This is a genomic window from Sorangium sp. So ce448 (genome assembly GCF_051520915.1).
Lineage (GTDB): Bacteria > Myxococcota_A > Polyangia > Polyangiales > Polyangiaceae > Sorangium > Sorangium cellulosum_B.
In genome coordinates this window covers 3828282-3841259 of sequence record NZ_CP150343.1, presented here as the reverse complement: position 1 = coordinate 3841259, position 12978 = coordinate 3828282, and the positions used below count along the sequence as shown (strand labels likewise).

Genomic DNA, 12978 nt, shown 5'->3' with positions numbered 1-12978 from the left:
AACGCGGCGATCGCGACGCCCGCGGGCCACCGCAGGGGCGGGGCCGGCCAGGCCCGCTGACCAGCCCCGCCGGCCAGCCCTGTCGACGCGTCCACCGCCCCGTTCTAGGCTCCCAGGCCATGGCCAAGGTCCTGGTCGTCGAGGATGAGCCGGCCATCGCCGAGTCGATCGCCTACTTCCTGCGCCGCGACGGGTTCGCGGCCACCGTCGCCACCACGCTCGCGGCCGCGGAGCGGGAGATCGACAAGGCCGACCTCATCATCCTCGATCTCATGCTCCCCGACGGCAGCGGCTTCGACCTGATCGGCCAGGCGCGGCGGAGCGCGGCACGCGCCGCGATCATCGTCCTGTCGAGCCGCGACAGCGAGGCCGACCGCGTCGCCGCGCTCGAGACCGGCGCCGACGACTACGTGACCAAGCCGTTCTCCCCCCGGGAGATCGTGGCGCGGGTGCGGGCCGTCCTGCGCCGCGCCGCGCGGCCCTCGCCGTCGGCCGCCGCGCCCGCGCCGCTGCCGCTCGTGGTCGACGAGTCCACGCGGCGCGCGTACGTGAGCGGCCAGAAGGTCGACCTCACCCGCGTCGAGTTCGATCTGCTCGCCTGCATGCTCGCCGCGCCGGGCAGGGTCTTCACGCGCGCGCAGCTCATCGATCGCGTCTGGGGCGACGGGTTCGCGATCACCGACCGGACCATCGACTCCCACGTGAAGGGGCTCCGGAAGAAGGTCGTCGAGGCCGGCGGCGACGCCGATCTCATCGAGACGGTGCGCGGCGTCGGCTACCGCGTCGCGGACAAGCCGGGCCCCGCGGAAGGCGGCGGCTGACGGATGCTGCGCCTCGTCGTCACCGCGGCGGCGGCGGTCTCGCTCATCCTGCTCGTCGCGCTGTTCGCCTCCCGCCTCGTCCGCGCCCGGACGGCGGGGATGAGCATCCGGATGCAGATCTTCATCGCGCTCGGCGGCATCGTCGGCGCGTTCGCGTTCGGGCTCGGGCTGCTCGTCATCGATCGCATCGAGGCGCGCGCGACGCTGCTCGCCGAGGGCAGCGCGCGCGACGAGGCGGCCGCGTTCGCCGCCGTCGCCGCGATGGAGATGGAGGTGCGCGGCGTCGATCTCGCGGCGGTGCGCGCGCTCGACGGCGAGGCCGAGGGCCCGACCGCCCAGAGCATCGCGCTGCTCGATCCCGAAGGCCGCGTGCTCCGGGCGCGCGGCGCCTCGCCGGGCGAGCCCGGGACCGTCTTCGTGACCGCGCCCATCCAGGTCCGCGGCCAGCGCGTCGGCAGCGTGCAGGTCGTGAAGCCGACCATCGTGGTGCAGCGGATGGTCGCCGACTTCGCCCCGCCGATCCTCGTGCTCAGCACGGTGCTCGGCGCCGCGGCGGCGATCTCGTCGTTCCTGATCGGCCGCACCATCGCGACGCCGATCGAGGCGCTCACCGAGTTCGCGGTGCGCGTGAGCGAGGGCGAGGTGCGCGCGGCGACGCCGCCGGCGCAGGGCCGCGAGGTCCAGCGGCTGACGCGCGCCATCGACTCGATGCGGCGCCAGATCGAGGGCCGCCCCTTCGTCGAGACGTTCGCCGCGGATCTCTCGCACGAGCTCAAGAACCCCGTCGCCGCGATCCGCGCGAGCGCCGAGGTGCTCTCCGAGGGCGCGCTCGACGACCCCGAGGAGGCCGCCCGCTTCGTCGCGCGCATCCGCGAGGCGACCACGCGGATCGAGGCGCTCCTCGGGGAGCTGCTGTCGCTGGCGCGCCTCGAGGCGCGCGGCGTGGAGCACGCCGCGGTGGTCGACCTGGTCGCGATCGCAGAGGCCGCCGCGGCGCGGGCGCGAGAGCGCGGCAGCCGCGTCGAGCTCGACGCGCCGAGCTCGGCGACGGTGCGCGGCGACGAGCAGTGGCTCTCGCGCGCCCTCGACAACCTGCTCGACAACGCGCGCACGCACGGCGACGCCGCGGCCCCCGTCCAGATCGCCGTGTCTCGCATGGGCGGACAGGTCGCGATCTCGATCCGCAACCGCGGCGAGATCGGGCGTCACGTCGCAGGCCGCCTTTTCCGCCGTTTCGTGACGACTCGCGCCGACCGGGGCGGCACCGGCCTGGGCCTCGCGATCGTCAAGGCGATCGCCGAGGCCCACAGCGGCTCGGCCGAGTGCACCCACCGCGGGCCGCCCGAGGTCGAGTTCAAGCTCTCGCTGCCGGGGGCTTGATCCTGTGAAAGGATGAGCTCTCTCGCCATGCCGCCCCTCCCGGCGCCCCTCTTGGTTTCCGGGAGGTTTCCTCGGTTTGACAGCGCGCCGGATCGGTGGTGCGAAGGCGCGGCGGTGGTCGTCGGGCGAGCGAGCGCGTGCGCGTGCGCGTGTGCGTGTGCGTGTCAAAGAGCTCGCGCACCCGTCAGCGGCCAGAGCGCCTTGAGCTCTCCCGCGCCATCCTCCACAGAACCTCCACGATCGCATCACCGTCGGCCCCCCCACCGCGCCCATGCTCGGCGCAGAGTCTTTCGTCGTCCCCACCCAGGAAAGCCCATGACGTCCAGCACTCTCCCCAAGCACGTCGCGATCATCCTCGATGGCAATGGCCGCTGGGCGGCGGCGCGGGGGCTCCCCCGCATGCAGGGGCACCAGCACGGGGCGAAGGCCGTGCGCCTCTCGGTGCGCGCCTGCCGCGATCGCGGGATCCCGTACCTCACGCTCTACGCGTTCAGCGTGGCGAACTGGTCGAGGCCCAAGGACGAGATCGACGCGCTGATGCGCATCTGCCAGGAGTTCGCCGAGGGGGAGCACGACGAGCTGATCCGTCGAGGGATCGCGGTTCAGGTGGTCGGCGATCTCGAGGACATCCCGACGCCGACGCGGCGCGCGATGGAGAAGCTCGTGGAGGACACCGCCGGGGGCACCGAGATGACCCTGGCGCTCGCGCTGAGCTACGGCGGTCGCCGCGACATGGCGAACGCCATGCGCGCGCTCGCGGTCCGCGCGCGGGCCGGGCTGGTCATCCCGGAGGAGATCAACGAGAAGTCGCTCCGGAACTTCCTGACGACCAGCTCGATGCCGGATCCCGATCTCATCATCCGCACCGGCGGAGAGAAGCGCCTCAGCGACTTCCTGCTCTTCGAGGCCGCGTACGCGGAGCTGTTCTTCACCGACACGCTCTGGCCCGATTTCACCGAGGCGACCTTCGAGGAGGCGGTCGCTACCTACAGCCGGCGACAGCGGCGTTACGGCCGGACCGGCGAGCAGGTCCGCCGCCTGGTCGCGTCGACCTGAGCGGACCTCACCGGGGCGCTCGCCGCGCCCACGGCGCTGGCGACGCTCGTAACGCTCGTAACGCTCGATTCCGCGTCCGCGATGCAGTACGAGAGATGAGCTTGTCGTCCAAGCGCCCGTAGCTCAGCTGGATAGAGCAGCGGCCTTCTAAGCCGCGGGTCGCAGGTTCGAATCCTGCCGGGCGTGCCGAACGTCCTCGGTGCGTCGCTTGACGGTGCTGCCCGGCGCGGACCACCATGTCCCTGACGCCATGGACAAGAGGGTCGTGCTCGTGCTGGGCGGTCTGGTGCTGGGCGCGGCCGTCGCGCTCGCGGCGGGGCGGGTGCGCGCCCAGGGGCTCATGCCGAACGTCCCCCCACCGCGGTGGGAGCAGGACTGCGAGCAGGCGCACGGCGTGGACGAGGCCCGCGCCATCGCGAAGGCGCGGGGCGAGGGCGGCTGGGAGCTCGTGGCGCTCGACGCCGGCGTGATGTGCTTCAAGCGGCCGGTCCCGGCGCCTCCGAAGCCGGCCGATCCCTGGCCGGGCTACTGACGCACCGCCGCTCCCCCGCCCGCCGTTCGAGGCGGAGGAGCGCCCGTGGCGGCGCAGCGACGGCCCTTCTCGGCCCGCGCGCTGCGTGTCAGCGTTCGGCATGATCGAACTCGGCGACCGGCGCTATGCGCTGCCCGCGCGCAAGACGGTGGTGTTCTGCGTCGATGGCTGCGGGCCGGAGTACCTCGACCAGGCGCTCGCGGACGGGCTGATGCCGCGGCTCGCGGGCACGCTCGCCGCCGGCGGCCTGTACGTGCGCGGCCGAGGCCAGGTCCCGAGCTTCACGAACCCGAACAACGTGTCGATCGTGACCGGCCAGCCGGCGCGCGTGCACGGCATCTCGGGCAACACCTACCTCGACGCCGCCACGGGGGAGGAGGTGCCGATGAACGATCCTCGGTTCCTGCGCGTCCCGACGCTCTTCGAGAAGATGGAGCAGGCGGGCGTCAGGACCCTCTGCGTCACGGCCAAGGACAAGCTCCGCGCGCTCCTCGGCGCGTGCCGCGAGGGGGGCCCTCGCCCGATCTCGCTGTCGGCGGAGAAGGCGCACGAGCAGGCCATCCCGGAGCACGGGATCGGCTCGATCACCGCCGCGGTCGGCCGCGAGAACCCGTCGATCTACGACTGGGACATCTCCCATTACGCCATGGAGATGGGCCTCGCGCTGCACGAGCGGCTCTCGGCCACGCTGCTCTACGTGTCGCTGACCGACTACGTGCAACACAAGGAGCCGCCGCGCGGGCCGATGTCCGATCGGTTCTACGCCCGCTTCGACGCCCTCTTCGGCGAGTACCTCGACGCCGGCTTCGTCTGCGGCATCACCGCGGATCACGGCATGAACGACAAGACCACGCAGGACGGCTCGCCGAACGTGCGCTACCTGGACGACGCGCTGCGCGAGGCCGGCCTCTCGGGCTTCCGCGTGCTCCTGCCGATCACCGACCCGTACGTCGTGCACCACGGCGCGCTCGGGTCGTACGCGACCGTGTACATCGGCGCGCCCGACGACGGCGCGCGCGCCGCTCACGTCCTCGAGCGGCTCCCGGGCGTGGAGCTCGTCCTGACCCGGGAGGAGGCCGCGCGGCGCTTCGCGCTGCCGCCGGATCGGATCGGCGACCTCGTGGTCCTCGGCGATCGGAGCACGGTGCTCGGCAAGAGCGCGGCCTACCACGACCTCTCCGCCGTGCAGCGCGGGCTCAGGTCCCACGGCGGCCTGCACGAGGCGGAGGTGCCGATCCTCGCGAGCCACCCGCTCCGGCCCGGGGAGCGGGCCTGGCTCCTCGGCGCGGAAGCGGCCGATGACGCCGACGCGGGCGCTGCGCACGGCCGGCCGAGCGCACTGTCGAACGCGGACGTCTTCGATCTGGTGCTCAACCGACTCTCGACCGCCGTGGCCTAGCGCCGACGATCGAGCGCCTGAAGGGGGGACAGGGATGGGCTCGATGCTCTCAATCGATCGACCAGCGTTCCATTTTCCGTGCCTGATCGGGGGAAGACCGGTGAGCCGGGACGAGGTCATCCTCGTGCGCTACCCGTTCACGGGCGAGGTGATCGGCAGCGTGCCGAGGCTCGACGAGGGGGCGGTGCTGGAGGCGCTCGCGAGCGTGTCCTCCGGCCCGCCGCGGCTCTCTCGCCACGAGCGCAGCGAGATCCTGCTCCGCGCCGCGGCGCACATCGAGGCGCAGGCGGGGGCGGTGGCGCGGCTCATCACGTGGGAGAGCGGGCTCTGCCTCAAGGACACGGCCTACGAGGTGCGGCGCGCGCTCGACGTGCTCCGCTTCTCCGCGTACGAGGCGCTCCGCGACGACGGCCAGTGCCTCGCGTTCGACATCTCGGCGAACGGCAAGCCCCGGCGGGGGTACACGCTGCGCGAGCCGCTCCGCCTGGTGACGGCGATCACCCCGTTCAACCACCCGCTCAACCAGGTCGCCCACAAGGTCGCGCCGAGCGTCGCGAGCGGCAGCTCCATGGTGCTCAAGCCGTCGGAGAAGACGCCTCTCTCCGCGATCTACCTCGCGTCCGTGCTGCACGAGTCGGGCCTGCCGCCCGGCATGCTCAGCGTCGTGACCGGCGATCCGGCGGAGATCGGGCGCGCGCTCGTGACCCACCCCGCCGTGGAGCTCGTGAGCTTCACCGGCGGGGTCGAGATCGGCAAGCGCATCGCCGGCCTGCTCGGCTACCGGCGCGCGGTGCTCGAGCTCGGCGGCAACGACCCGCTCATCGTGCTCGACGACGCGGATCTCGACGAGGCCGTGCGGCTCGCGGCGTACGGCTGTTACAGGAACTCGGGGCAGCGCTGCACGGCGGTGAAGCGGCTCATCGTGAGCGAGCGCGTCGCCGACGAGTTCGCCGGCCGCCTCGCCGCCGCGTCGGCGCAGATCAAGGTGGGCGATCCGCTCGATCCGGCGACGGACATGGGGACGGTGATCTCCGAGGCCGCGGCGCGGCAGCTCGAGGCGGCGGCCGAGGACACGCTCGCGCGGGGCGCCCGGCTGCTGTTCGGCAACGATCGCCGCGGGGCCCTGTACGGCCCCACCGTGATGGATCATGTCCCGCGGGACGCCCCCTCCGTGCAGCACGAGACCTTCGGCCCGCACGCGCCCATCCTGCGGGTGAGGGACATCGACGAGGCGATCGCCGTGGCGAACGGGACGAGCTACGGCCTCTCCGCCGGCGTCTGCACGAACGACCTGGGGCGCGTCCACAGGCTCGTGCGGGAGCTCCGCTGCGGCACGGTGAACGTGCGCGAGGTGCCGGGGTACCGGTCCGAGCTGTCGCCGTTCGGAGGGATCAAGGACAGCGGCATCGGGATCAAGGAGGGCGTCGTCGAGGCGATGAAGGCGATGACCAACGTGAAGCTGTACACCGTCCCCTGGGAGTGAGGGGGCGCCGGCGCTTCCCCGTACCGCCTGGGCGCGCGCCGTTGTAAGCGGATCGGCATGAGCGGAGAGCCCCTATCGGAGCGAGAGTTCGACGACGTGGCCGATCGGTCGCTGCGCGCGCTGGATCGAGCGATCAACGAGATCCCCGACGGCGTCGAGGCCGACCTGCAGAGCGGCATCCTCACCCTGGAGTTCGAGGACGGCATCAAGTACGTCGTCAACAGCCACCGCGCGGCGCGGCAGATCTGGATGGCCGCCGAGCGGGCCGCGTGGCACTTCGACTACCGGCCGTCCGAGGACCGCTGGGTGGCCCAGAAGTCGGGCGAAGAGCTCTGGAGCACGCTCGAGGCCGTGCTGGCCCGGAAGCTCGGCCGCGCTGTGAAGCTCGCTCGCTGAGCCGCGCGGCCCGCGGGGCGAGGTGCATCACAGGGCGAAGCGGATGCCGAGCCCTCCGAGCAGGCCCGTCACGGAGGCGCCGACCCGGAGGTCGAAGGCGACGCGGTCCCACGGGCGAAGCGCGAGCCCGATCTCGGGCAGGACGAGCCACGGATAGACGAGCGGCCGCAGGCCTTGAGGCCGCCCCTTGGGACGGGTGAACCAGCTCGGCTCGACGTAGCCAGGGTAGTGATCCGCGTCGTAATCGAGCTGGTTGCAGTACCGGAAGCTCCCGACCGGGTTGTTGGGTCCGCGGCATTTCACATAGCGGTACGGGTCCCCCGGCACGAAGGAGCCCGGGTCGCCGGGCACGGCGTCGCCGGGATAGGCCTGGGTCCGGTAGAGGTCGCCCATGAACGTCCAGCCCACGCCAAGGCCGGCCCCGACGCGGAAGGCGAACAGCTCGTCCCGATCGAGCGGGATGTTCCAGACCAGTCGGACGCCCGCCTGGAGCGCCTGGAGATCGCTCTCGACGATCTCGTAGTCGGTGTCCGGGTGTCCCTTCGGCTTGAACGGCGTCTCGTCCATCCAGAAGCGCGCGTAGGCGACCGAGAACACGAGATCGAACCGCCGCCCGAGCCGCGTGGACAGCGAGATGTCTCCGCCGGGGACGAGGACGTCCCGCCCCCCTTCCCCGAGGAGCCCGAACATGAGCTGAGGGATGAAGAAGCCCTGGAAGCCTGCGCCGAGCCACATGTCGCGCTGCCTGCGCGAGCTGGGCGGCGTGGGCTCGGGCATCTCGACGGCGGGCTTCGGCCTCTCGTGGGCGCCCGTCGCGACATGCGGTGTGTCCTCGGCCGGCTTCTCGGCCGCGCGGGGCGGCTTCTTCGCGACCGGCTTCTCGGCCGCGCGAGGCGGCTTCTTCGCGACCGGCTTCTCGGCCGCGCGAGGCGGCTTCTTCGCGACCGGCTTTTTCGGCGGCTTCTTCTCCGGCGGCTTCTTCGCGACCGGCTTCTCCGCGACCGGCTTCTCCGGCGGCTCCTTCTCCGGCGGCTTCTCCGCGACCGGCTTCTCCGGCGGCTTCTCTGGTGGCTTCTTCGCGACCGGCTTCTCCGGCGGCTTCTTCCCCCCGGGCTTCGGCTTGAGGCGGAGCTTGATCTCGCGCCGCTGCTTCTCCTTGAGCGTGATCTTCTGCGACGTCTCCTCGTGACCCTCGGCCCTGGCGACGATCACCAGCACCTCGCCCGGATCGAACCGCTGAGGCGCCGACGGCTCGCTGATCACCTCCCCGTCGATCTCGACCACCAGCCCCTCGTACGGCTCCGCCGGCGTGACGACGAGCGTCGGGATGCGCGCATCGAGCTGAGCTGCCTTCTTCTTGGCCGATGTGATGGCCGCGACATCCCGCGCGTTGTAGCCGGGCGCCTTCTTCTCGCTCGCGACCTTGTGATAGATGTCGCTCGCCTTCAGCAGATCGCCCTGCTTGACGTAGCAGTCGGCGAGAGGAACCGCCGAGCTCGGGCGATGCCGCTGGCTCTCGGCGGACTCGAGCAGCGGGATCGCCCGCTTGCAGAAGCCGCCTCTGGCTGCGTTCATGCCCTGGTTCGCCTCCTTGTCGCCGGGTCCGGCGAACACCGGAGGGGCGAGCAGCACAGCCAGGAGGCCGAAGAGAGAAGCGATCGGAAGACGCAAGAGGCGCTCAGTCTACCACTGCCCCCGCGAGGCGCGCGGGACGGACCGGGCGCTGCGACGCTACGACCACGGATGTCGCGAACGGCGCGGCCCGAGGTGTAAGGAGCAGCGTCAGAGATCGCCCACATTGGCCCCTGCGTCGCCAGGCGGCTGGCTCGACGGAGCGAGCGGGGCCTGGACCGCCCACCGTCCGGGCAGATACCGCAAACCCGGGCGAAAGCGCGGGATGTCGTCAGGATCCGAGAGCGCTCCCCGGCGCGCCGAGCGCCGCAGACGAAAAGCTCGACGGATTCCGCTTTACACCTTCGACGCTGACCGAGAGCCCCTGTAAGCTCCCCCGGAATGGCTTCCGGCGCAGGTATCGAAGGACCGCACGGGCTGGGCGAGAGCACCAGCGCAGAGGGATCGGGCGGCGGTGTTTTGTCCGGGCCCGTGCGACGCACATTGAAGGCAGGCGAGATCCCGAACACGCTGATCGAGTGCACGCACTCGGTCGAGTGCGCGGGCTGTCCGCTCATCGCGGGTGACTACGCGGAGCAGCTCGGCACCAAGCGTGCTCGGGTCGTGTCCGCAGCCGCGCACTACCCATCGCTCGGGCTGCTCCAGACGAGCTCGGTCATCCCGGCCGATCCGATCACCGGCTATCGCGGTCGAGCGAAGCTCATCGTCGCCTCCTCCGGCGCGATCGGGCTGTACGGCCGCACGGGACACCACGAGGTCGTCGACATCCCGGGCTGCCGGGTCCTCACGCCCGCCCTCGCCGCGGTCACCTCGCGGCTGCGCGAGCTGATCGCGTCGCCGCCGCCGGAGGTCCGGCCGCTGCTCCTCCCGTACGACCCGGCGAGGGGCGGCGTGCTCCGCGCCCTCGATCTGCGCGAGGTCCACCTCGCGCCCGGGACGCCGCTCTTCGCGGAGGCGGGAGCGACAGAGGACAACCCGGCGTTCGTGCTTGTCACGTTCGTCCTGCAGCGCGAGCGCGCGTGCACGCGCGACGAGCTGCGGGAGGCCGGCCGCGCCATCCGCCCGATGCTCCCGCGCGTCATCGGCCTCGCCGCGAACTTCCACGACGCGGAGGCGCCGCAGATCCTCGGGCCGGAGACGATCGTGCTCGACGGCACCGCGCACGCGGAGGACCGGATCGGGCAGACCTACCACATCGCCGCGTTCGGCTCGTTCGTGCAGGCGCACCGCGCGCAGGCCGCGCGCGTGCACGCCCTCCTGCTCCGCGAGATCGCGTCGCTCGAGAACGACGGGCCCGTCATCGAGGGAGAGGCCGCGCTCGGCCCCGCCTCCCGGCGCAAGGAGCCGCCGCGCATCCTCGATCTGTACGGCGGCTCGGGCGCGATCTCGCTCGCCCTCGCGCAGGGCGGCAACCGGGTCCTGATGGTCGAGTCCTTCGCGCCCGCGGCGGCGAACGCCCGCGCCGCGGCCGAGGCCCAGGGCCTCAGCCAGCGCGTGGAGGTGCGCACCGGCGACGTCGCGGAGATCGTCAGCTCCCTGGTCAACAGCTCGGAGAAGTTCGACGGCATCGTGGTGAACCCGCCGCGCCGCGGCGTCTCCCCGACGGCGCGCGAGGCGATCGCGCGCCTCGGCGCGCCGCTGCTCGTCTACGTCTCGTGTGATCCCGACACGCTGGCGCGCGACCTCGATCACTTCTGCCGCCTCGGGTACTCGTCGACAGAGCTCACGCCGCTCGACATGATCCCGCTCACGGAGGAGATCGAGACGATCGCCGCCCTCCGCCGGACGCCCCCGCCCGCACCGAAGGTCATCTACGACGACGACGGCGTGCTGGTCGTCGAGAAGGGCCCCCACGAGCCGGTGGCCACGCAGCCGGAGTACCTCGGCTCGCTGCTCGCCCGGTGCGCCCGCATCCCGGGCAACACGACGACGCCCATCATCGTGCACCCGCTGGATCCGGGCACGAGCGGCCTGGTCATGCTCGCGCGGAGCGAGGAGGCGGCCCAGCGCTGGGGCGAGGCGCTCACCAAGACGGGGCGCCTCATCTACCTCGCCGCGGCCAAGGGCGTCACGCCGGGCAAGGGCGCGATCACCCGCGATCTCCGCGAAGGGACGCGCACGTACACGGCGCGCACGCGGTACCGCCGCCTCGCGGTCGCCTCGGGCCACTCGATCCTCCGCGTCATCCCGGACGGCGGGCGCACGCACCAGATCCGGCGGCACCTCGCCGCGATCGGGCACCCGATCCTCGGCGACGAGCGCTACGGCCACGTGCCCACGAACCGGTACTTCGAGGAGAAGCACGGTCTCGATCGCTCGTTCGTGCACCTCGTGCGCATCGAGATCGAGCACCCCCGCACCGGGGTGAAGATGATCATCGAGTCGACGCTGCCCGGCGATCTGCGCTCCGCGCTGGAGCGCTCGACCGGCCCCTCGGTCCTGCGCTTCCTCGAGCAGAAGCACGCCCTCGGCGAGCAGCGCGCCGTGCCCGTCCTGACGACCGCGAGCGACGAGCCCGCGCCGAGCAGCAGGATGATCCCGCTCCGCCCCGAGGACGCGGAGTCCGCGCCTCCTCCCTCCATCCGCAGCCCCGGGCCCATCTCGATCCGCGTCCCGGATCTGGACGAGTCGCCCCGGACCATCCGGCACCCCATCATCTCGACCGGCGACGAGGACTGAGCGGCGCGCACCGCCGCTCGGCCACCCCGGCGAGGCGGGTCCGCTCCTGTGCTCGACCCGCCCACCTTGGTGCGATGCGCTGCGAGCGGATCTGGTAGGCTTACCGGCCGCATGTCCACGTTTCCAGAAGACCGCCCTCGCATCCTCGTCGTGGACGACGAGAAGGTGATCCGCGACATGCTGGCCGACTTCCTCGGCATGGAGGGCTACTACGTCCGCACGGCGGAGGACGGCTCCAGCGCGCTGAACGAGCTCACGAAGGGTCACTACGACCTCGTGATCAGCGATCTCAAGATGCCGCGGATGGGCGGCATCGCGCTGCTGGACGAGATCGGCAAGACAGCGCCGAACGCGCTCACGGTCATCATGACGGGCTTCGGCACCGTCGAGACCGCGATCGACGCGATGAAGCGCGGCGCCTACGACTACGTGCTCAAGCCGTTCAAGCTGGACGAGGTGGTGCACGTCGTCCAGCGCGGGATCGAGAAGCAACGGATGGCCGCCGAGAACATCCGGCTGCGTGAGGCGGTGTCGCTCTACAAGGTGAGCGAGGCCATCGCGGCCAGCCTCTCGCTCGACCAGGTGCTGGAGACCGTCGCGGACAGCTGCCTCCACGAGGTGTGCGGCGATCTCATCTCGACCTGGCTCGACGACGGCGAGGGCGGCTTCTTCGAGCGCCAGCACCTCCGCGGCCCGTCCATCCCGGCGGACGCCGACCTCGGGCGGCTCGACCCCGCGCTGGTGCTCGAGCACTTCCGCCCCGACGCGCAGCTGCTCGAGCAGGGCATGAAGGGGCTCAGGTTCTTCGCGGCGGAGCCGGCGCTCCCGCTCCAGTCGCTCGTCGCCGTGCCGCTCCGCATCCAGAAGCGGCTCATGGGCTTCCTCGCCGTCGCGTCGTTCACGCGGACGAGGCGCTTCGACGAGGGGCAGCGCAAGCTGCTCAGCATCATCGGCTCGCGCGCCGCCGCGGCGATCGAGAACGCGCGCCTTTACCAGGATCTCCAGGCGACGTTCCAGCAGACGATCGAGGGCCTCGCCAAGGCGATCGACAAGATGGACCGCTACACCTCGGGCCACTCGGATCGGGTCGCCGTCTACGCCGTGCTGCTGGCGCAGCGGCTCGGCCTCGGCCCGCACGAGATCGAGATCGTCCGGCAGAGCGCGCTCATGCACGACATCGGCAAGATCGGGTGCGTGCTCAACCTGAACAAGCCGGGCAAGCTCACGAACGACGAGTACGAGGTATTCAAGCGGCACCCCGCCTACGGGCGCGACATCCTCGACCCGATCAAGTTCTTGCACCCGCTCATCCCCGGCGTGCACCTGCACCACGAGCGCTGGGACGGGCGCGGCTACCCGCTCCGGATGCGGGGCAACGAGATCCCGATCATCGCGCGCATCATCTCCGTGGCCGACACGTACGACGCCATGACGAGCGACCGCTCATACCGCCGCGCGCTCCCCCACGAGGTCGCGGTGACCGAGATCGAGCGGTGCTCGGGCTCGCAGTTCGACCCCGAGGTCGCGGCCACCTTCACGACGCACATCGAGGCCTACCGCGAGGAGCGGCGGGCGCGGGGCGAGAAGATCCCGGAGTAGC

At 71.7% G+C, this 12978-nt stretch carries 10 protein-coding genes and 1 tRNA gene; 10 read left to right on the top strand and 1 reads right to left on the bottom strand.

Features of this window, described 5'->3' with window-relative positions; translation table 11 throughout:
- Positions 1 to 119: 119 nt before the first annotated feature.
- The 8 genes from WMF45_RS14785 to cyaY all read left to right on the top strand — a co-directional run bounded on the left by WMF45_RS14785 (position 120) and on the right by cyaY (position 7067).
- Entirely contained in the window at positions 120 to 821 is a 702-nt protein-coding gene (locus WMF45_RS14785; RefSeq protein WP_437717533.1) for a winged helix-turn-helix domain-containing protein, read from the top strand.
- A gap of 3 nt (positions 822 to 824) precedes the next feature.
- Complete coding sequence (locus tag WMF45_RS14780) at positions 825 to 2201, top strand: histidine kinase dimerization/phospho-acceptor domain-containing protein (RefSeq protein ID WP_437717532.1); 1377 nt, start codon at positions 825 to 827, stop codon at positions 2199 to 2201.
- Between the two features lie 315 nt (positions 2202 to 2516).
- Positions 2517 to 3257, top strand: a complete 741-nt coding sequence (gene uppS, locus WMF45_RS14775) for a polyprenyl diphosphate synthase (protein ID WP_437717531.1) — start codon at positions 2517 to 2519, stop codon at positions 3255 to 3257.
- Positions 3258 to 3369: 112 nt separating this feature from the next.
- Positions 3370 to 3443 (top strand) — tRNA-Arg (locus WMF45_RS14770).
- Positions 3444 to 3507: 64 nt separating this feature from the next.
- Positions 3508 to 3789 (top strand): hypothetical protein, encoded by a 282-nt coding sequence (locus WMF45_RS14765; RefSeq protein WP_437717530.1) that lies wholly within the window; start codon positions 3508 to 3510, stop codon positions 3787 to 3789.
- 100 nt (positions 3790 to 3889) lie between these two features.
- Entirely contained in the window at positions 3890 to 5188 is a 1299-nt protein-coding gene (gene phnA, locus WMF45_RS14760) for a phosphonoacetate hydrolase (RefSeq protein WP_437717529.1), read from the top strand.
- Positions 5189 to 5222: 34 nt separating this feature from the next.
- Positions 5223 to 6671, top strand: coding sequence for a phosphonoacetaldehyde dehydrogenase (gene phnY / locus WMF45_RS14755; protein WP_437717528.1), 1449 nt, complete (start codon positions 5223 to 5225; stop codon positions 6669 to 6671).
- A gap of 57 nt (positions 6672 to 6728) precedes the next feature.
- Positions 6729 to 7067 carry an iron donor protein CyaY gene (cyaY, locus tag WMF45_RS14750; RefSeq protein ID WP_437717527.1) on the top strand — a complete coding sequence of 113 codons (339 nt, stop codon included), beginning with the start codon at positions 6729 to 6731 and terminating at the stop codon, positions 7065 to 7067.
- 27 nt (positions 7068 to 7094) lie between these two features.
- Here cyaY and WMF45_RS14745 read toward each other — a convergent pair whose 3' ends face one another.
- Positions 7095 to 8738 carry a hypothetical protein gene (locus tag WMF45_RS14745; RefSeq protein ID WP_437717526.1) on the bottom strand — a complete coding sequence of 548 codons (1644 nt, stop codon included), beginning with the start codon at positions 8736 to 8738 and terminating at the stop codon, positions 7095 to 7097.
- Positions 8739 to 9170: 432 nt separating this feature from the next.
- Between WMF45_RS14745 and WMF45_RS14740 the strand changes: the two genes are divergently transcribed.
- A complete protein-coding gene (locus tag WMF45_RS14740; RefSeq protein ID WP_437717525.1) occupies positions 9171 to 11378 on the top strand; it encodes a pseudouridine synthase in 2208 nt (735 codons plus the stop codon).
- 111 nt (positions 11379 to 11489) lie between these two features.
- A complete protein-coding gene (locus WMF45_RS14735; RefSeq protein WP_437717524.1) occupies positions 11490 to 12977 on the top strand; it encodes an HD domain-containing phosphohydrolase in 1488 nt (495 codons plus the stop codon).
- Position 12978: the final 1 nt, after the last annotated feature.

What these genes read in the sequence shown, in the direction of transcription:
- WMF45_RS14785 (WP_437717533.1), top strand. Translation starts at nt 120, where the DNA reads ATGGCCAAGGTCCTGGTCGTCGAGGATGAGCCGGCCATCGCCGAGTCG.
- WMF45_RS14780 (WP_437717532.1), top strand. Translation starts at nt 825, where the DNA reads ATGCTGCGCCTCGTCGTCACCGCGGCGGCGGCGGTCTCGCTCATCCTG.
- uppS (WP_437717531.1), top strand. Translation starts at nt 2,517, where the DNA reads ATGACGTCCAGCACTCTCCCCAAGCACGTCGCGATCATCCTCGATGGC.
- WMF45_RS14765 (WP_437717530.1), top strand. Translation starts at nt 3,508, where the DNA reads ATGGACAAGAGGGTCGTGCTCGTGCTGGGCGGTCTGGTGCTGGGCGCG.
- phnA (WP_437717529.1), top strand. Translation starts at nt 3,890, where the DNA reads ATGATCGAACTCGGCGACCGGCGCTATGCGCTGCCCGCGCGCAAGACG.
- phnY (WP_437717528.1), top strand. Translation starts at nt 5,223, where the DNA reads ATGGGCTCGATGCTCTCAATCGATCGACCAGCGTTCCATTTTCCGTGC.
- cyaY (WP_437717527.1), top strand. Translation starts at nt 6,729, where the DNA reads ATGAGCGGAGAGCCCCTATCGGAGCGAGAGTTCGACGACGTGGCCGAT.
- WMF45_RS14735 (WP_437717524.1), top strand. Translation starts at nt 11,490, where the DNA reads ATGTCCACGTTTCCAGAAGACCGCCCTCGCATCCTCGTCGTGGACGAC.